The sequence below is a fragment of the Halomonas alkalisoli genome (assembly GCF_021412585.1).
Lineage (GTDB): Bacteria > Pseudomonadota > Gammaproteobacteria > Pseudomonadales > Halomonadaceae > Halomonas > Halomonas alkalisoli.
In genome coordinates, this window is record NZ_JAKCMI010000037.1 from 169,328 (window position 1) to 187,870 (window position 18,543).

Consider the following 18,543-nt stretch of genomic DNA (forward strand, 5'->3'; position numbering starts at 1 on the left):
AGCCGATGCTTGAGCCTGACCGAGACCCTTTACCAGCTCGCCCCCTCGCCGGGAATGCTGCTCTTCTTCATTGGCCTCATCGCCCTGCTCGAGTCCCTGGCGCTGGTTGGCCTGCTACTCCCTGGCGTTATCCTGATCACCGCGGCCGCATCGCTGGCCGGACACCAGGACATGGCCATCTCGACCATCCTGCTGGCGGCCTTCGCCGGTGCCGTGATCGGCGACGGGCTTAGCTTCATCCTGGGCTACACCCAGCGCGAACGGGTCACGCGGCTCTGGCCCTTCTCGCGGCACCCGGAATGGCTGGCACGAGGCGCCCGATTCTTCCAGCGTTACGGCAGCCTGTCGGTGTTCTTCGGACGTTTTGTCGGCCCGGTGCGCCCGGTGATACCGCTGATTGCCGGCATGCTGCACATGTCGCCGCGCGCCTTTATCTGGGCCAACCTGGCCTCGGCGGCCCTGTGGGCGCCGGCCTATGTCCTGCCCGGCTACCTGCTGGGCCAGACCTGGCAGCAGCTGCTCGGCCTGCCCCCCGGCCTGGGCGGGCTGCTGATCGCCCTGACGCTGCTGGTGGTGATGCTTGCGATCACCTTCTCCTGGCTGCGCCAGCAGTTCAGCCGCAGCGGCCGACTCTATCGCCTGCTGGCAAGCGGGGCACGGCGCCACCCGGTCATGCGCCGCCTGTGGCTGACGCACAGCTGGCGCGGCCGCAACGAAATCCCGCTGGCCAGCTGGCTGTTGCTGATCTTCTCGCTGGGCGGGCTGTCGGGCCTGACCATCGCGGTGATACGCCAACGCGGCCCCTTCGAGCTTGATCTCAAGGTCAATGCCCTGTTCGAGAGCCTGGTGGTGCCGGCCTTGCCCGCTGCCGGCCAGCTGCTGGCGCGCATCGGCGACAGGTACGGCATCCTGGCACTGGTCATCCCCTGGGGGCTCTGGCTACTGGCGAGGCGACACCTGGCGGCGTTGATCCATATCGCCGCAGGCCTGGGCGCCATCGCCCTGCTCAATACCCTGGGGAAGGCGATCATTGGCAGGCCGCGACCGGATACCCCGGACTATCTCACCGGCTCGCTGGCCTACCCGAGCGCCCACGCCTCCTCCGCCGTGGTGCTGTATGGGCTGGCCGCCGCCTTCCTTGCCCAGGGGTTGCCGCACCAGCGACGCTTCTGGACCTACTGGGTCGCCATTGCGCTGACGCTACCGATGGCCCTGTCCCGCCTCGTCATCGGCGTACACTGGCTCAGCGACCTGATCGGAGGCGCCCTGCTGGGGCTGGTGGTCTGCGCGCTTGTCCGCCTCTCCTGGCAGCGCAGGCCCCGCCCGGCCTTGACGCCCTGCCCCTGGATCGCGCTGTCCGCGGCATCACTGGCCCTGGTCGGTGCGCGGGTGGCCTGGCTGCCACCGGTATAGGCGCGGCCCGGTGGCGACATGGCCCATGCGTCGCTCATCCATTGCTCAGCTCAGCCCAGTGCCAGCCACAGCCCCACCCCGACCATCAGCGAACCGGCGATGCGGTTGAGCAGCCTCACATTGCCGCTCTCGCCGAGCACGCGACGCAAACCGCGTCCGCCCGCGGCATAGAGCAGCAGGCAGAGGAATTCGATGACCAGGATCAGCGTGATGAGTACGGCCAGCTGGCCCGCCAATGCGCGAGAGGCATCCAGAAAGGGTGGCAGCAGCGCCACGAAGAAGGCCCAGCCCTTGGGATTGGCCACCGCGGTGACGAACCCCTGCAGCGCCAACTGGCCGCGTGAGGCCGGCGGCAGGTCGACGTTCTCGAGGGGGATCGCCATGCGCCCCCGGGAGCGCCACATCATCACGCCCAGATAGCCCAGATAGACACCCCCCACCCATTTGAACAGGGCAAAGAGCTCCGGCTGGCGCAGCATCAGCGCGGCGACACCGGCACCAGCGGCAACGGCCACCAACCCCACGCCCACCAGCTCGCCGGCCATCATCCACAGGGTGCGCTTCACGCCCTGGGTCATGCCCAGCACCATCGACAGCGTCATGCACATGCCGGGCGTCAGCGAAACGAAAAGGAAGGTTGGAATGAAGACCGACAGGATCGATAGCTTGATCAAGCGTTCTCTCCATCGCTCTCTGCACCTTCCGGCTCCCCCCAGCGGGGCATCAACCGATGCTCGATCTCGAGCTGGTTGAGTATCCGGGCGACGATGAAATCGATCAGGTCGTCGATCCCCTGTGGCCGATGGTAGAACCCCGGCGCGGCGGGCAGGATCACCGCGCCGAGCCGGGACAGCGCCAGCATGTGCTCGAGATGGATCGCCGACAGCGGGGTCTCGCGGGGCACCAGGATCAGCTTGCGACGCTCCTTGAGCGCCACGTCGGCGGCCCGCTCGATCAGATTGTTGCTGGCGCCGGTGGCCACGGCCGACAGCGTCCCGGTGGAGCAGGGGCAGATCACCATGGCAGACGACGCCCCGGAGCCGGAGGCCACCGGGGCCATCCAGTCCTCGCGCCCGAAGCAGCGAATCTGGCCCGGCGCCGCGGCGCTGCGCTCGGTCAGCGCCTGAGCCAGGCGCTCGGGCCTCGCCGGCAGCTCCCGGTCGGTCTCGGTGGCGATCACCAGATGCGCCGCCTTGGACACCATCACCCACACCGCATGCTCAGCCGCCACCAGCGCCTCGATCAGGCGCAGCCCGTACTGGGCCCCCGAGGCACCGGTGATGGCGACGGTAACCGGCGCCTTGAAACCCTTCTTAGCCCCCGCCTCAGCCATGTGCCACCTCCAGGGCCGACAGCAGCTTTTCATGGATGCCGCCGAACCCGCCGTTGGACATCACCACGATACGGTCCAGCGGCCTGGCCTCGGCCACCAGCGCCGCGACCAGCGCATCGATATCCGTGACCAGCCGGGCCGGCTCGGGAATGGCCGCCAATACCGGCTCCAGCGACCAGTCGAGGCCGGCAGGCTGATACCAGAAGCTCTGGTCGGCGGCGGCAACGCTCGCCGCCAGCCGGTCACTCAAGGTGCCCAGGCGCATGGTATTGGAGCGCGGCTCGATCACCGCCAGCAGCCGCCCCCGTGTCGTGGCGGCGCGCAGCCCTTCGAGCGTTGTCGCGATCGCCGTGGGGTGGTGGGCGAAGTCATCGATGACCTGGATGCCGGCCACCTCGCCACGCACCTCCTGGCGCCGCCGCGGCGTCTCGAAGCGTGCCAGCGCCGCACAGCCCCGGGCCAGGTCGACGCCGCACGCATGGGCCGCCGCCAGGGCCGCCAGGGCATTGCGCGCGTTATGGGTACCCGTCAACGGCCAGTCGACCACCGCATCCTCATCGACTTCCGACTGCTGGTGAATCACCCGAAAGCGACTCGCATCCTCCCGCTCCAGCACGAACCGCCAGGGGCTCGAGGGTGCACCACCCAGTCGTTCGACGGGCGTCCAGCATCCCTGCGCAAGAACGCGGTCGAGGGCCGGTTCATCATCGGCCACCAGCAGCCTGCCGCGACCGGGGACGGTTCTCACCAGGTGATGGAACTGTCGTTCGATGGCGGCGAGGTCGGCAAAGATATCCGCATGGTCGAATTCCAGGTTGCCGAGAATGGCGATCTCCGGGCGGTAATGCACGAACTTGGAGCGCTTGTCGAAGAAGGCCGTATCGTACTCGTCGGCCTCGACCACGAAGGGGGCATCCGCCGCCCCGAGGCGAGCAGAGACGCCGAAGTTGCGAGGCACCCCGCCGATCAGGAAGCCTGGCTCAAGGCCGGCAGACTCCAGCAGCCAGGCCAGCAGGCTCGCCGTGGTGGTCTTGCCATGGGTGCCGGCCACGGCGATGACCCGCCGCCCCGGCAGCACATGCTCCGCCAGCCACTGGGGGCCGGACACGTAGGGCAGCCCCTGGTCCAACACCGCCTCCACCTCGAGGTTGCCGCGGGAGAGCGCATTGCCGACGATCACCAGGTCCGGGCGTGGGACGAGGTTAGCCGCGGCATACCCCTCGTGCAGCGCGATGCCGGCTTCCTCCAGTTGGGTACTCATGGGAGGATAGACGTCGGCATCCGAACCGCTGACCTGGAAACCCAGCTCGCGTGCCAACAGCGCCAGACTGCCCATGAATGTGCCACAGATGCCGAGAATATGAAGGTGCATCAGAATCCGACCTTATCGACAGGAAAACGGGCACCAAGGCCCTACGCAGAAGAGTCGGCAGACTATCACGGCCCGACGATACGCCTCCAGCGGCGTGCAGCCACGCCGACTTTCGACTAGAATAATGCGCCTTTTCGTGAAGCATGAAACGGACCATTCCCCCGCACGAGATCAGGAGCACGCAAGCCCCATGGCCCAGCATAATGCCTTCTATGCCCAGTCTGGCGGTGTCACCGCCGTGATCAACGCCAGCGCCTGTGGCGTGATCGAAGCCTGCAAGCGACACTCCGACCGCATCGGCAAGGTCTATGCCGGACACAACGGCATCATCGGCGCCCTGACCGAGGACCTGATCGACGTCAGCCAGGAGAGCGACGAAACCATCACCGCGCTGCGTCATACGCCCGGCGGGGCCTTCGGCTCCTGTCGCTACAAGCTCAAGGATATCGAGACGCATCGTACCCAGTACGAACGCCTGATCGAGGTCTTCCGCGCCCACGACATCCGCTACTTCTTCTACAACGGCGGCGGCGACAGCGCGGACACCTGCCTCAAGGTGTCCCAGCTCTCCGAAAAGCTCGGCTATCCCTTGACCGCGATTCATGTGCCCAAGACCGTCGACAACGATCTGCCGATCACCGACAACTCGCCGGGTTTCGGCAGCGTGGCCAAGTACATCGCCACCTCGACGCTCGAGGCCTCGCTGGATATCGCCTCCATGTGCGCCACCTCCACCAAGGTCTTCGTCCTCGAGGTCATGGGGCGGCACGCCGGCTGGATCGCAGCCGCCGGGGCACTTGCCGGGAACGGTGAAGGCGAGCCGCCCCACCTGGTGATCTTTCCCGAGGTGGCCTTCGATCGCGCCCGGGTCATGGCCCGGGTGGAAGAGGCGGTCCAGAAATATGGCTACTGCGTGATCGTGGTATCCGAGGGCGCACGCTACGAGGATGGCACCTTCCTGGCGGATTCGGGCAACACCGACGCCTTCGGTCATCGCCAGTTGGGAGGGGTGGCGCCCACCCTGGCAGGCATGGTCAAGCAGGATCTGGGCTACAAGTACCACTGGGCCGTGGCCGACTACCTGCAGCGCGCCGCACGCCACCTGGCCTCGAAAACCGATGTCGAGCAGGCCTATGCGGTCGGGCAGAAGGCGGTGGAGCTGGCCATCGAAGGCAAGAACTCGATGATGCCTGCCATCAAGCGAGTCAGCGAGACGCCCTACGAGTGGCGCATCGAAGCCGCGCCGCTGGCCGAGGTGGCCAACCGCGAGAAGTTCATGCCCGCCGAGTACATCCGTGAAGATGGTTTCGGCATCACTGAGGCGTGCCGCCAGTACCTGTCGCCGCTGATCCAGGGCGAGGATTACCCGCCCTACGAGAACGGCCTGCCCAAGGTCGCCCGCCTCAAGCTCGCCAAGGTCGAACGCAAATTGGGGGAGTTCAAGCTCTAAGCACCGGGCCTGGCCAGGGACGGCCAGCCCTGATGCGGTACACGCCCCCTCTCGACCCGCTCACGGCATCTCTCTGTCGCTTATCGCAGTAACCAGGACAGTACCAGCAGCAGCAGCAGGATCCCGGCGATACCCTGCCAGAAGTTGGCCGGCTCGCGCAGCAGGCGCGAGGGTTTCGCCGCCCGCCTCCCCGGCACGCCCTGATGGCGCAATGCATAAAGGAACTCCGACATGCGCCGGAAGCGCAACGGGCGCTGCGGGTCCAACGCCCGGCGCAGGGTGTCGTCCAGCTCCAGCGTGACCTCCGGGTTGAACAACCGGGCACTGCGATAGCTCAACTGCTCGAGGTCGGTATGCCCCCGTAGCTGGTTCGGAGCCAGCTCGTAGGGCAGCTTGCCGGACAACAGCCAGTAGACGGTGGAAGCCAGCGAGTACTGGTCGCTGCGCCGACCCACGCTATCGTCCAGCGCATATTCCGGGGCACTGTGTTCGCTGAGCCCGAGCTGGCGAGCCAGCTCGCGGGAGCGACGATGCCCCTCCAGGTCGCGCATGTGGCAGGCACTGAAATCGGTCAGCACGACCTGTCCATGAACGTCGATAAGGACATTGTCGGGATGAATGCGCTGATGCAGGAGGTCGCGATGATGCAGAGCCTGTACCGCCTTGCCCAGCTGAACGGCGATATCCAGCCGCTGCGCCAGGCTGGCCTGGGGATGGCGCCTGGCCCAGTCGGTCAGGGTCATGCCGTCCACGTAGACCATGAGGTAGTAGAGATAGCGACGCGGCCGCGAGGACTCCATGACCCGAGCCACGAAGGGTGACTTGACCCGCTCCACCACCCATTGCTGCAGCAGGAAGTGTTCGAGGTAAGCGTTACGATTGGAGAGCTCCGGGCTCGGTGCCTTCATCACCATCTCACGCTCGGTGTGCGTGTCACGCACCCGGTAGACCCGGGACTGGGCGGTGCGCGACAACACCTCCTGCACCTCCAGCCCGTCGATCCGCTCGCCAGGAGACAGCTCAGGGGGAATCGGCAGGTCGCCGTAGATGCGGCCGGGATGGTCGCGCCCCTCCTCCGGCAACTGGTCGATTCGCACCAGTTGAAAGCAGAACTGGTCGGCGCCATAGCCCCGGGCCTGGGCGCGGTCACGCGCCGCGCAGGCCAGCCGTTCGCAGGCGGCATCGAGATCGCTGGCGTCCTCGCGGATCAATTGGACATAGTCCGACGGCATCAGCGTGCCCCGCACCGCCTGGGTCGTGAAGAGGAAGATATCGCCCTGCTTGAGGGGAAGCTGCATGTAATCGATGTCGATGCTGCCATCCAACCCCAGCGCCCGGGAGGGGTAGCGATACCCGCCCAGATCGGTGATGTGATCCCGCGAGAGCTGCTCGAATTCCGCTCCGCGAAGACGAAAGACCAGGGTATCGCCCATGTGAAAGAGATGGGCCTCGCGAGACCGGAAGACCATGGCGGAAAGCGACGAGACATAGCTTCCGCCCTCGACGAAGGTGCTCTGGCTGTAGCACCAGCCATTGAGGGCACGCAGCACCCGGGTGGCCGATGTCTTGACGTCCCAGTGATCGGGCGTGGAAAAATAGTCGGCGAGAAAGCCGCGCACGCTGAGATCACCCGCCTGCTTGGCGATGGCGTTGCGCGAGCTGGTATCGCTGATCAGGGCGCAGGCTCCCTTCGCCGTGAGCTGCCCAGCCTCGTCGGGGATCCGAACCGACATGGAACTGCGGTGGCGACGGCGATCCGGGGCCACGAAAGCCTGACCGACATTCAATGACAGCTGGGTAGATACCAAGGCACGCTCCTCACGATTTGCCGCTTGCGCTATATTGCCGAGTGCTGCCGTCGATCGGCCGGCCTGCTACTTGCGCATGCCATCATACACGCTTGTCAGGAGCCAGGCCTGCCCACCAAAGCCCAAGCCAGCCATAAAGCCGATCCATCACCTATGTCGCATTGGTAATCCCCCGCGCAGCTCCGTATAATTCGCCGCATTTCGGGCCACTCGCATTTGCGCCAAAGCATTTTCGCCAAACCAAGGAAGCGACGATGAACTTCGACAACATCCCTGCCGGCAAAGACCTCCCCAATGACGTCTATGTGGCGATCGAGATTCCTGCCCACCATGCACCGGTCAAATACGAGATCGACAAGGAGATGGGCACACTGCTGGTGGATCGCTTCATGGCCACTCCGATGTTCTACCCGGCCAACTACGGCTTCATTCCCCACACCCTGGCCGACGATGGCGACCCCCTCGACGCCCTGGTGGTCACTCCCGTGCCGGTCCAGGCGGGCAGCATCATCCGCGCCCGGCCGGTGGGCATCCTCAACATGACCGATGAAGCCGGAGAGGATGCCAAGCTCGTCTGCGTGCCCCACGCCAAGCTGAGCACACTCTATGACGACGTCCATGAGGTCACCGACCTGCCCGAGCTGCTGCGCCAGCAGATCGCCCACTTCTTCGAGAACTACAAGGATCTCGAGAAGGGAAAATGGGTGAAAGTGGAATCCTGGGAAGGTGCCGATGCCGCGCGCAAGGCCATCGAGAAGTCCGTGGCGGCCTACGAAAAAGCCTGACACGGATTCCTCCCCGGATAACACCGCGGGCCGCCCAGCGGGCGGCCCGCGGTGTTATCGTCCCCCCCCGTTTCCATGCCCCCTCCACACCCCATCCATGAACTGCCGCCCGCCATCGGCGTCCGGCAACACCCGGGTCGGTAACCAGGCAAGCCGCCAGTGCGACAAACCAACGCAGCCAGGCAGGCCCGCCACAGTTCAAAAGTCGCATCGACGTGAGTTATTCTGGCAAGACCCCTTACACCGTTACCCGCGCGGGAACTCCGCACTGCGAGTGGAGTCTCAAAGGCGCCCCGACCTGGCCTGGAAAGGATGACTGCGTTGCCTATCCGCTATTCCATTCGACGACTGGCCCTGATGCTGCTCCTGTGCCTGCCCCTCGTCGCCCATGCGCAGTGGTTCTCCTCCTCATCGGGGAACCAGGGCGACTTCCTGCCGGTAATGGAAGCCTTCCAGCCCAGCGCCTGGCACGACGGCGAGACGCTCTACATCGGCTTCGAGAACGCCGAGGGTTATTACCTATATCGCCATCAGCTGGGCGTCGAAAGCCGTGATGCCGGCCCAGAACTGGGCAATCCGGAAATACCGCCGGGCGAATTCAAGAGCGATGAGTTTCTGGGCGATGTCTACGTCTTCTATGATCGCGTCGTATTCGAAGCCCCCATCGACGGCGACGCCGCCGGCCCGCTGGAGATCACGGTTCGCTTCCAGGGCTGTGCCGACGCCGGACTCTGCTACCCCCCGGAGCAGGTCGACCTGCAGGCACCGGAACGCAACATGCCCGCCGCCTTCGAGGGCTGGCGTAACGGCGCCGAGAGCGCTGGCGACAACGCAACCCTTGCCAGCGACGCGAGTCGCACCACGAACGCAGCCGGCATGCTCCAGGCGCCGCTGAGCGAAGACGGCCGCTTCAATGCCCTGATCAGCAGCGCCAGCCTGCCGCTGATCCTCGGCCTGTTCTTCCTTGCCGGCCTGGCGCTGACCTTTACTCCCTGCGTGCTGCCGATGGTGCCGATTCTCTCCTCGATCATCGTCGGCCAGAACCCGACCCGGCCCCGCGCCTTCGTCCTCTCGGCCAGCTATGTCGGCGGCATGTCTCTGACCTACGCCGCGGTCGGCGTGCTGATGGGACTGTTCGGTGCCGGCCTCAACCTCCAGGCCCACCTGCAGTCGGCCCCAGTGCTGATCGTCTTTGCCACTCTCTTTACCCTCTTCGCCCTGGCCATGTTCGGCACCTTCGACCTGCGCCTGCCACCCCGGCTGGCCGGACGCGTCGATGCCTTGCAGGCTCGCGCCCAGCGGAGTGGCCCGCTCGGCCTGGCCGGCGCCGGCTCGCTCTCGGTGCTGGTGGTATCGCCCTGCGTCTCGGCGCCCCTGGCCGGCGCCCTGGTGTTCATTTCCACCACCGGAGACGCGGTGATGGGGGGCGCCGCCCTGCTCGCGCTGGGCCTGGGCATGGGTGTGCCACTGCTGCTGGTCGGCACCTTCGGCGCGACGGCGCTGCCGCGCACCGGCGCCTGGATGAACGGCGTCAAGATACTCTTCGGCATCCTGCTGCTCGGGGTGGCGATCTGGCTGGTGGAACGCTTGCTGCCGCCGCCGGTCACCTTGTTGCTGTGGGCCGCCCTGGCCATCGGCAGCGCCCTGGCCCTTGGCGCCCTCTCACTCAACCTCGCGCAGGGTTGGCCAAGGGTCCGCCAGGCCGCGGGCCTGCTGCTGCTAGCCTGGGGCATTGCCCTGGTGATCGGCGCGGCACGCGGGGGCCATGATCCGCTGCGCCCCCTGGCCCCACCGCTGGCCCAGACGGGCGGCGCCCAGCAAGCCGTCGAGATCACCACCGTCGATGACCTGGCGACACTGGAGGCCGCCCTGCAACGCAACGCCGAGCAGGCCATCCCCTCCTTCGTCCACTTCACCGCCGACTGGTGCATCTCCTGCAAGCAGATGGAACGCCAGGTCTACCCCACCCCTCAGGTGGCCGAGCCGTTATCCCAGTTCGCACGCATCAATGTGGATGTGACCCGCACCGGCGAGTCGTCTCGCGAACTGCTGGATCATTTCGGCCTGTTCGGGCCGCCCAGCCTGATGTTCTTTGACCAGGGTGAAGAGATTCGCGAGGCCCGCATCCAGGGAGAGGTCAGGGCAAACGACTTTGCCAGTCACCTGCAGGGTGTCCTCGACTGGCTTGGCCAGCGCAGCAGCTGATACAGACACACCGCTCCATCGCCCACTCTCCAGGCAGCCCACTCTGCGAGAGCCCCCCTTCAGCCGGGATCGCGAACACTGTTCCCTCGGCTGGACATCCCTCGCAATTTTAGGCACACTCCGCCAACAACACTTAATCAAGGCCGATAGCGTCGGCAATATTCGTCATCTTGCCGGGATCTATCGAAAGTTGGCTCGGGTTAACAGCGTTCCGGCCAGCAGTCACCTACCCACCGATCGAGACAGAGTCATGGATATCCGCAAGGTCAAGAAGCTGATCGAGCTGCTCGAAGAATCCAATATCAGTGAAATCGAGATTCAGGAAGGCGAGGAATCTGTCCGTATCAGCCGTCATCCCAATGGCGTGAGCTGGCCGCAGCCCCACATGCCCCCCCAGTACCAGTACGGTGCACCGCAGCCCGCTCCCGCGCCGGCCGCCACTTCACCGTCGCCGGAGCCGGCGGCCGAGTCAGGCCCCCTCTACCAGGGGCACGCCCTGACCTCACCCATGGTCGGCACCTTCTATCGCAGCCCGGCGCCGGGCTCCAAGCCCTTCGTTGAAATCGGCTCCAGCGTCAAGAAAGGCGAGACCGTGTGCATCGTCGAGGCCATGAAGATGATGAACCAGATCGAAGCCGATCGTGACGGCGTGGTCGAGGCGATTCTGGTCGAGGATGGCGAGCCCGTCGAGTTCGACCAGCCGATGCTCGTCATCTCCTGATCTTTCACCCAGAACTGGCGGACTCCATCATGCTGGACAAGGTTCTCATCGCCAACCGCGGCGAGATCGCTCTGCGTATCCTGCGTGCCTGCAAGGAGTTGGGCATCAAGACCGTGGCCGTTCACTCCAAGGCAGACCGTGAACTGATGCACGTGCGCCTGGCCGACGAGGCCGTGTGTATCGGGCCGGCTCCCTCGGCCCAGTCCTATCTGAATATCCCGGCGCTGATCAGCGCCGCGGAGGTCACCGATTCCAGCGCCATACACCCCGGCTACGGCTTTCTTTCCGAGAACGCCAACTTTGCCGAGCAGGTGGAACGCTCCGGTTTCGTCTTTATCGGGCCCCGGGCCGAGACCATTCGCCTGATGGGCGACAAGGTCAGCGCCATCGAGGCCATGCAGATTGCAGGCGTGCCCACCGTACCCGGCTCGGACGGCCCGCTGGGCGATGACGAAGGCGATATCGTCGCCATCGCTCGACGCATCGGTTACCCGGTCATCATCAAGGCTGCCGCCGGGGGCGGCGGCCGTGGCATGCGCGTGGTACACACCGAGGCCCACCTGCTGTCGGCCGTCAATGTGACGCGCACCGAGGCGCACTCCTCCTTCGGGGACGGCACCGTCTACATGGAGAAGTTTCTCGAGAAGCCGCGCCATGTCGAGGTTCAGGTGCTGGCCGACGGCCAGGGCAACGCCATCCACCTCTTTGACCGCGACTGTTCGCTGCAGCGACGCCACCAGAAGGTACTGGAGGAAGCCCCTGCTCCCGGCATCGACCCTGAGGCCCGCGCCCGGGTACTGGAAGCGTGCCGACAGGCCTGCATCGAGATCAATTACCGCGGCGCCGGGACCTTCGAGTTCCTCTACGAGGACGGCGAGTTCTTCTTCATCGAGATGAATACCCGCGTCCAGGTGGAGCATCCCGTCACCGAAATGGTGACGGGGGTCGATATCGTGCGCGAGCAGCTTCGCATCGCTTCCGGCCTGCCGCTGTCGATCGCTCAGGAAGACGTCAAGATCCATGGGCACGCCTTCGAGTGCCGCATCAACGCCGAGGATGCGCGCACCTTCATGCCCTCCCCCGGCAAGGTGACGCTCTACCACCCCCCCGGCGGCCTCGGCGTGCGCATGGACTCGCATCTTTATACCGGCTATACGGTACCGCCCCACTACGACTCGCTGATCGGCAAGCTGATCACCTGGGGCGACAGCCGGGAGATCGCCCTGACGCGCATGCGCAACGGACTCGACGAACTGCTGGTGGAAGGCATCAAGACCAATATCGATCTGCACAAGGATCTGGTTCGCGACGGCTACTTCCAACAGGGCGGCGTCAACATCCACTACCTGGAGAAGAAGCTCGGCTCCTGAGCCCGGCTTTCGATCCCGGCGGGGTGGCCATAGGCCACCCCGCCTGCGTTACGCACGGAGAACACCATGCCCTGGCTGCAGTTGAAGGCTCGTATCGCCCCGGAGCAGGCTGAGCTGCTCGAAGAGCTGCTGATGGAGGAGGGAGCCACCGCCATCACCCTGCAGGATGCCCACGACGACCCTGTCTTCGAGCCTGAGCGCGGCACCACGCCGCTATGGGACGAGACCGTGTTGACTGGCCTCTACGACGACCTGGAGGGCCTGACGGCCATGCTGGAGCGCCTGGCTGCGGCCTGGGCCCAGGCCATGCCGGGTGAGCCCTGCCCGGAAATCGAACATGAACTGCTGGCCGACCGGGACTGGGAGCGGGAGTGGATGGACGACTTCCAGCCCCTGCGCATGGGCCAGCGGCTGTGGATCGTGCCGAGCTGGCACGAGCCGCCCGACCCCAATGCGGTCAACCTGCATCTCGACCCGGGGCTCGCCTTCGGCACCGGCACCCACCCCACCACGGCACTCTGCCTGGAGTGGCTGGACGGCCTGGCCCTGACCGGCGAGCTTAATGAACGAGCCGTACTCGACATCGGCTGCGGCTCGGGCATTCTGGCCATCGCCGCCCTCAAGCTGGGCGCACGACAGGCCATCGGCACCGATATCGACCCCCAGGCGCTACAGGCCAGCCGGGACAATGCCGCCCGCAACGCGATTGCCGATGAGGACCTCCGCCTCTGCTATCCCGAGGAACTGGCAGAGGCCGGCACGGCAACGACGTTTCCCGTGGTGATCGCCAATATCCTCGCCGGTCCGCTGATCGACATGGCAGCGACCGTTGCCGGACATGTGGCACCGGCCGGCCGGCTGGTGCTCTCGGGCATCCTCGAGAGCCAGGCCGGCGAGGTCCTCGAGGCCTACCGGGAACAGGGCCTGGTCATGAACGAGCCCGAGATTCGCGAGGGGTGGGTGCGCCTGAGCGGCCGCCGCCCGGCCTAAGGAAATGCTGCACAAATCGCCGAGCGAGATGAAGCGCAAGGCGCCCGGAGCACAGGAACCGGAGCATATGGGGTATATGTGAGGATTCCGCGCACCGCGCAACGCAGCGATTCGCTCGTGTAGGCATTTGTGCAGTGTTTCCCTGAGCCGGCAAACAACACCTTTGGCACCTTCACCATGGGACGACGGGGGCGTATGATATGCAGCCCCCGAGCCGAGTCACTAGATTGCATCATGCCCGATAGCCGCCCCCTGCCACAGATCGGTCGCCATCGCCTACCCAACCGGGTGGTCCTGGCCCCCATGGCCGGCGTCACAGACCGTCCCTTTCGACAGCTGTGCCGTCGACTCGGGGCCGGCCTCGTGGTGGGCGAGATGGTGACCTCGGACCCGGCACTGTGGCATACCCGCAAGTCTCGCCAGCGCATGGACCACCGCGGCGAGCCAGGCCCCCGCACGGTGCAGATTGCCGGTGGCGATGCGGCGATGCTCGCTGAAGCCGCCCGGCTCAATGCCGAACAGGGGGCCGAGATCATCGACATCAACATGGGCTGTCCGGCCAAGAAGGTGTGCAACAAGGCCGCCGGCTCCGCACTCCTGCGCGATGAAGCCCTGGTGGCCGAGATTCTCGAGGCAGTGGTCGCCGCGGTGGACGTTCCGGTGACGCTCAAGATCCGCACTGGCTGGTGCGCCAACAGCAACAACGGGCTCCGCGTGGCCCGGCTCGCCGAATCGGCCGGTATCCAGGCGCTGGCGGTCCATGGCCGTCATCGTCAACAGCGCTACAGCGGCCAGGCCGAGTACGACACCATCGCGGATATCAAGTCAAGGGTGAGCATTCCCGTGTTCGCCAACGGTGATATCGACTCTCCGCAGAAGGCCGCCTTCGTTCTCGACTATACTGGAGCGGATGCGGTAATGGTCGGCCGTGGCGCCCAGGGCAATCCCTGGATATTCCGCGAGATCGACCACTACCTGCGCCATGGACAGGCACTGCCCCCGCCCGCGGAACGCGAGCGGGCCGACGTATTGCTCGATCACCTGTCGGCCCTGCACGCCTTCTACGGGGAGACGATGGGGGCGCGTATCGCGCGCAAACACCTCGGCTGGTACCTCGCATCGGACCGTCGCCTCGGCGAGGAACGACGACGCGAGCTACGCGCTGCCTTCAATGTCCTGCAGCACCCGGCCGAGCAATATGACTTCATCGACGACCTCTTTTGCCCCGGCGAAGGCACTGCCGACCCCGGGACAGCGAATGGAATCAGTGCCGCATGAACCGTGAAGCCTTCAACCGGAACCCCGATCCGTCGGATATCGACATCGGTCCCCGCGCCGACGTGGCCGGCCTCGACACGCCGTCCTCACCGGCAGCGTCGGTAGAACAGCCACTGCGAGAAGCCGTGGATTGCGCCATGCGACGTTACTTCGATCATCTCGATGGCGGTACCGCAACCGACCTCTACGCCATGGTGATGGCCGAGGTCGAGGCACCGCTGATGGCTGCCGTGCTGGACTATACCCAGGGCAACCAGACACGCGCCGCCGAAATCCTTGGGCTCAACCGTGGCACGCTGCGAAAGAAGCTCAAGCAGCATGACCTGATATGAACCGGCTGGCCCCTGGGCCGCCCCGGTCCCACGCAACACGTCAACCCGTTTACTCACCTCCAACATAGAGTCGCACCATGTCCGATATCCCCGCCTCCCGACCGGTTCGCCGCGCCCTCATCAGTGTTTCCGACAAGAGCGGCATCGTCGACTTCGCCCGGGGCCTGAGTGTACAAGGGGTCGAACTGCTCTCCACCGGCGGCACCTTTCGCCTGCTTGCCGAAAGCGGTATTGCCGTGACGGAAGTCTCTGAGCACACCGGCTTTCCCGAGATCATGGATGGACGGGTCAAGACACTGCACCCCAAGATCCATGGGGGCATCCTCGGCCGCCGCGGCCAGGACGATGCGGTCATGGCCGAACATGACATCGCCCCCATCGACATGGTGGTCGTGAATCTCTACCCCTTCGCCCAGACCGTGGCCAAGCCGGGCTGCAGCCTGGATGATGCCATCGAGAACATCGATATCGGTGGCCCCACCATGGTGCGCGCCTGCGCCAAGAACCACGCCCATACCACCATCGTGGTGGATGCCGGCGACTACGACCGTGTGCTGGCCGAGATGTCCGAGCAGCAGGGCAGCGTATCCGACGCCACCCGCTTCGACCTGGCCGTCAAGGCCTTCGAGCACACCGCTGGCTATGATGCCGCCATCGCCGACTACCTGGGCAGCCGGGTCCCCGGTGGCGAGGATGGCTTCCCGCGTACCTACAACCTTCAGTTCCACAAGAAGCAGTCCATGCGCTATGGCGAAAACCCGCACCAGGGCGCTGCCTTCTACGTGGAAGCCGATGCCCGCGAAGCCAGCGTGGCCACCGCCACCCAGCTGCAGGGTAAGGCACTCTCCTTCAACAACGTGGCGGATACCGATGCCGCCTTCGAGTGCGTCAAGGCTTTCACCGAGACCGCCTGCGTGATCGTCAAGCACGCCAACCCCTGCGGCGTGGCGGTGGGTGCCAGCGCCAGCGAAGCCTACGACAAGGCCTTCGCCACCGACCCCACCAGCGCCTTCGGCGGCATCATCGCCTTCAACGTGCCGCTGGACGCCGACACCGCCCGCGCCATCATCGACCGCCAGTTCGTCGAGGTGATCATCGCCCCCGGCGTCGAAGAGGCTGCACTGGCCATCGTCGCCGAGAAGCAGAACGTGCGTCTGCTCGACGTCGGCGACAGCTGGCCCGGCAAGCGCGAGCACGCCCACGACTTGAAGCGCGTGACGGGGGGGCTGCTGGTCCAGGACAGGGACCTGGGCATGGTCGGCCGCGACGAGCTGACCGTGGTCAGCGATCGGGTGCCCAGCGAGCAGGAGATGCGCGACCTGGCCTTTGCCTGGAAGGTGGCCAAGTACGTCAAGTCCAATGCCATCGTCTACGCCAAGGGCGGCCAGACCATCGGCGTGGGCGCCGGCCAGATGAGCCGCGTCTACTCCGCCAGGATCGCCGGCATCAAGGCCTCAGACGAGGGGCTGACGGTACCCGGCTCGGTCATGGCGAGCGATGCCTTCTTCCCGTTCCGGGACGGTATCGATGCCGCCGCTGCGGCCGGTATCACGGCGGTGATCCAGCCCGGCGGCTCGATGCGCGATCAGGAGGTGATCGACGCCGCCAATGAGGCGGGGATTGCCATGGTGTTTACCGGCATGCGCCATTTTAAGCACTGAGCCTGCGGCGAGAAGCGGCAGGCTCATAGCGAGCACCGCCAACCCATCGTAATACAAGAAGCCCCCATCGACCTGAACTGCCCCCAAGTTGGACGGGCAGTCAGATTGATGGGGGCTTCGCTTGTTTGGCGGGTCACCGGTGCCTAACGTCGCGGCTATCCCGGCGACAGGACTTCGCGGAGGCGCTGTGAACCCTTCCCTGGGCGCTACTTTTTCCTTCCCTGGAAAAAGACCTCCGCTACGACCTGTCCCCGGCGCCGCTCATGTCAGTGGCCACCCGCACCATCTTGCTACCTTGCAAAAGGGACGAACGCCGCTGTTGCCTAGCCAAGATCGATGCAGAGGTACTTGGTCTCGAGAAACTCCTCCATCCCCTGGTGGCCGCCCTCGCGACCGAGCCCTGACGCCTTGACACCGCCGAAGGGCGCGGTGGGGTTGGAGATGAGGCCGGTGTTGATACCGACCATGCCGTACTCCAGCGCATCGGCCACACGCCATACCCGACCCAGGTCGCGGGAATAGAAATAGGACGCCAGCCCATACTGGGTGTCATTGGCCATCTGCACGGCATCCTCTTCATCCTCGAAGGGGAAGACCGCGGCAAGCGGGCCGAAGGTCTCCTCATGGGCCACCTTCATCTCACTGGTGGCGAAGCTGATCAGGGTCGGGGTGAAGAAGTTGCCCCCCAGCGGGTGGGGATTCCCCCCCAGCAACAGCTGGGCACCATGGTCCACGGCGTCATGCACGTGCTCGCTTACCTTTTCCACCGCCTTGCTATCGATCAGCGGCCCGATATTGACGCCCGACTCGGTGCCATCACCCACCTTGAGCTCGCTGTTCATGGCGACCGCCAGCTTCTCACAGAAGGCGTTGACCACACTGGACTGCACCAGGAAGCGGTTGGTGCAGACACAGGTCTGACCGGCGTTGCGGAACTTGGCGGCCATGGCGCCTTCCACGGCGGCGTCCAGGTCGGCATCCTCGAAGACGATGAAGGGGGCATTACCGCCCAGCTCCAGCGATATCTTCTGGATGTTCTGTGACGCCTGCGCCATCAGCTGGCGCCCCACTTCGGTGGAGCCGGTAAAGGTGATCTTGCGCACGATGGGTGATTCGGTCATCGCCGCCGCAATCTCGCTGGCCCGTCCGGGCACCACGTTGAATACACCACGCGGCACCCCGGCGCGCTCGGCCAGCAGCGCCAACGCGGTGGCGGAGAACGGGGTCTGGCTGGCTGGCTTGACGACGATGGTACAACCGGCCGCCAACGCCGCCCCGGCCTTGCGCGTGATCATGGCCGCGGGGAAGTTCCACGGCGTGATCGCACCCACGACCCCCACCGCCTGCTTGGTCACCACGATCCGCTGGTTGCTCTTGGCGGCGGGAATGGTTTCCCCATAGATGCGCCGCGCCTCCTCGGCGAACCAGCGCAGGAAGCTCGCCGCATAGGCGATTTCACCGGCGGCTTCCTTGAGCGGCTTGCCCTGCTCATGGGTCATGATCATGGCCAGGTCGTCCTGATGCTCCAGCATCAGGTCATGCCATTTCATGAGAATATCGGCCCGCTCCTGGGCGGTGAGGCCCTTCCATCCGGGTAGCGCCGCTTCGGCGGCAGCGATCGCACGCTCCGTCTCGGCACGGCCCAGGCGCGGCACGTTGCCGAAGGACTCTCCGGTGGCGGGGTTGACGACATCGATCTGCTCGCCGCTATCGGCGGCGACCCAGCTACCGTCAATATAGGCAAAGGGGCAGTAGAGCTGCGTTTCCTTCAAGGCTTCCATGATCGTCTCTCCCGGCCGACAAGCGGCCCTGTTGTATGTGTAAA

General features: G+C 65.5%; 15 protein-coding genes. 10 read left to right on the plus strand and 5 right to left on the minus strand.

The window, feature by feature from the left end; all coding sequences use genetic code 11:
* The first annotated feature begins 9 nt into the window (after positions 1–9).
* Positions 10–1,413: a bifunctional DedA family/phosphatase PAP2 family protein gene (locus LY622_RS16965; RefSeq protein WP_234291970.1), complete on the plus strand. Its 1,404-nt coding sequence runs from the start codon at positions 10–12 to the stop codon at positions 1,411–1,413.
* A 50-nt stretch (positions 1,414–1,463) separates the two neighbouring features.
* Here LY622_RS16965 and LY622_RS16970 read toward each other — a convergent pair whose 3' ends face one another.
* Genes LY622_RS16970 through mpl form a run of 3 tightly spaced genes read right to left on the minus strand, consistent with a single transcriptional unit; the run spans position 1,464 to position 4,118 of the window.
* A complete protein-coding gene (locus tag LY622_RS16970; RefSeq protein ID WP_234291971.1) occupies positions 1,464–2,087 on the minus strand; it encodes a LysE family translocator in 624 nt (207 codons plus the stop codon).
* Positions 2,084–2,746, minus strand: coding sequence for a flavin prenyltransferase UbiX (locus tag LY622_RS16975; RefSeq protein WP_234291972.1), 663 nt, complete (start codon positions 2,744–2,746; stop codon positions 2,084–2,086). Before LY622_RS16975 ends, LY622_RS16970 begins: the two co-directional genes overlap by 4 nt.
* Positions 2,739–4,118, minus strand: a complete 1,380-nt coding sequence (gene mpl / locus LY622_RS16980; RefSeq protein WP_234291973.1) for a UDP-N-acetylmuramate:L-alanyl-gamma-D-glutamyl-meso-diaminopimelate ligase — start codon at positions 4,116–4,118, stop codon at positions 2,739–2,741. Before mpl ends, LY622_RS16975 begins: the two co-directional genes overlap by 8 nt.
* A gap of 190 nt (positions 4,119–4,308) precedes the next feature.
* Between mpl and LY622_RS16985 the strand changes: the two genes are divergently transcribed.
* Positions 4,309–5,568 carry a 6-phosphofructokinase gene (locus LY622_RS16985; protein WP_234291974.1) on the plus strand — a complete coding sequence of 420 codons (1,260 nt, stop codon included), beginning with the start codon at positions 4,309–4,311 and terminating at the stop codon, positions 5,566–5,568.
* A gap of 80 nt (positions 5,569–5,648) precedes the next feature.
* Here the strand turns inward: LY622_RS16985 and LY622_RS16990 are convergent, their stop codons facing one another.
* Entirely contained in the window at positions 5,649–7,301 is a 1,653-nt protein-coding gene (locus tag LY622_RS16990; RefSeq protein WP_439649598.1) for a bifunctional protein-serine/threonine kinase/phosphatase, read from the minus strand.
* Positions 7,302–7,630: 329 nt separating this feature from the next.
* Here LY622_RS16990 and ppa point away from each other — a divergent pair, with 329 nt between their 5' ends.
* The 8 genes from ppa to purH all read left to right on the plus strand — a co-directional run bounded on the left by ppa (position 7,631) and on the right by purH (position 16,718).
* Positions 7,631–8,161, plus strand: coding sequence for an inorganic diphosphatase (gene ppa, locus LY622_RS16995; protein WP_114477703.1), 531 nt, complete (start codon positions 7,631–7,633; stop codon positions 8,159–8,161).
* Between the two features lie 312 nt (positions 8,162–8,473).
* Positions 8,474–10,366, plus strand: a complete 1,893-nt coding sequence (dsbD, locus tag LY622_RS17000; RefSeq protein ID WP_439649596.1) for a protein-disulfide reductase DsbD — start codon at positions 8,474–8,476, stop codon at positions 10,364–10,366.
* Between the two features lie 250 nt (positions 10,367–10,616).
* Complete coding sequence (gene accB, locus LY622_RS17005; RefSeq protein ID WP_234291976.1) at positions 10,617–11,087, plus strand: acetyl-CoA carboxylase biotin carboxyl carrier protein; 471 nt, start codon at positions 10,617–10,619, stop codon at positions 11,085–11,087.
* Positions 11,088–11,116: 29 nt separating this feature from the next.
* On the plus strand, positions 11,117–12,457 hold the full coding sequence (gene accC, locus LY622_RS17010) for an acetyl-CoA carboxylase biotin carboxylase subunit (protein ID WP_234291977.1): 1,341 nt from the start codon (positions 11,117–11,119) through the stop codon (positions 12,455–12,457).
* A gap of 66 nt (positions 12,458–12,523) precedes the next feature.
* Complete coding sequence (gene prmA, locus LY622_RS17015; RefSeq protein ID WP_234291978.1) at positions 12,524–13,447, plus strand: 50S ribosomal protein L11 methyltransferase; 924 nt, start codon at positions 12,524–12,526, stop codon at positions 13,445–13,447.
* Positions 13,448–13,681: 234 nt separating this feature from the next.
* Complete coding sequence (gene dusB, locus LY622_RS17020) at positions 13,682–14,725, plus strand: tRNA dihydrouridine synthase DusB (RefSeq protein WP_234291979.1); 1,044 nt, start codon at positions 13,682–13,684, stop codon at positions 14,723–14,725.
* Positions 14,722–15,057, plus strand: coding sequence for a DNA-binding transcriptional regulator Fis (gene fis / locus LY622_RS17025; RefSeq protein WP_234291980.1), 336 nt, complete (start codon positions 14,722–14,724; stop codon positions 15,055–15,057). Before dusB ends, fis begins: the two co-directional genes overlap by 4 nt.
* Positions 15,058–15,134: 77 nt before the next feature.
* Positions 15,135–16,718: a bifunctional phosphoribosylaminoimidazolecarboxamide formyltransferase/IMP cyclohydrolase gene (gene purH / locus LY622_RS17030; RefSeq protein ID WP_234291981.1), complete on the plus strand. Its 1,584-nt coding sequence runs from the start codon at positions 15,135–15,137 to the stop codon at positions 16,716–16,718.
* Positions 16,719–17,041: 323 nt separating this feature from the next.
* Here the strand turns inward: purH and LY622_RS17035 are convergent, their stop codons facing one another.
* Entirely contained in the window at positions 17,042–18,499 is a 1,458-nt protein-coding gene (locus tag LY622_RS17035) for an NAD-dependent succinate-semialdehyde dehydrogenase (RefSeq protein WP_234291982.1), read from the minus strand.
* Between the last annotated feature and the right edge of the window lie 44 nt (positions 18,500–18,543).

Bases quoted from the DNA above. Each gene is read 5' to 3' on its own strand.
- ppa (WP_114477703.1), top strand. From the start codon at position 7,631: ATGAACTTCGACAACATCCCTGCCGGCAAAGACCTCCCCAATGACGTC.
- fis (WP_234291980.1), top strand. From the start codon at position 14,722: ATGAACCGTGAAGCCTTCAACCGGAACCCCGATCCGTCGGATATCGAC.
- purH (WP_234291981.1), top strand. From the start codon at position 15,135: ATGTCCGATATCCCCGCCTCCCGACCGGTTCGCCGCGCCCTCATCAGT.
- LY622_RS16990 (WP_439649598.1), bottom strand. From the start codon at position 7,301: ATGTCGGTTCGGATCCCCGACGAGGCTGGGCAGCTCACGGCGAAGGGA.
- LY622_RS17035 (WP_234291982.1), bottom strand. From the start codon at position 18,499: ATGGAAGCCTTGAAGGAAACGCAGCTCTACTGCCCCTTTGCCTATATT.
- dusB (WP_234291979.1), top strand. From the start codon at position 13,682: ATGCCCGATAGCCGCCCCCTGCCACAGATCGGTCGCCATCGCCTACCC.
- dsbD (WP_439649596.1), top strand. From the start codon at position 8,474: ATGACTGCGTTGCCTATCCGCTATTCCATTCGACGACTGGCCCTGATG.
- LY622_RS16985 (WP_234291974.1), top strand. From the start codon at position 4,309: ATGGCCCAGCATAATGCCTTCTATGCCCAGTCTGGCGGTGTCACCGCC.
- prmA (WP_234291978.1), top strand. From the start codon at position 12,524: ATGCCCTGGCTGCAGTTGAAGGCTCGTATCGCCCCGGAGCAGGCTGAG.
- accB (WP_234291976.1), top strand. From the start codon at position 10,617: ATGGATATCCGCAAGGTCAAGAAGCTGATCGAGCTGCTCGAAGAATCC.
- LY622_RS16975 (WP_234291972.1), bottom strand. From the start codon at position 2,746: ATGGCTGAGGCGGGGGCTAAGAAGGGTTTCAAGGCGCCGGTTACCGTC.
- mpl (WP_234291973.1), bottom strand. From the start codon at position 4,118: ATGCACCTTCATATTCTCGGCATCTGTGGCACATTCATGGGCAGTCTG.
- accC (WP_234291977.1), top strand. From the start codon at position 11,117: ATGCTGGACAAGGTTCTCATCGCCAACCGCGGCGAGATCGCTCTGCGT.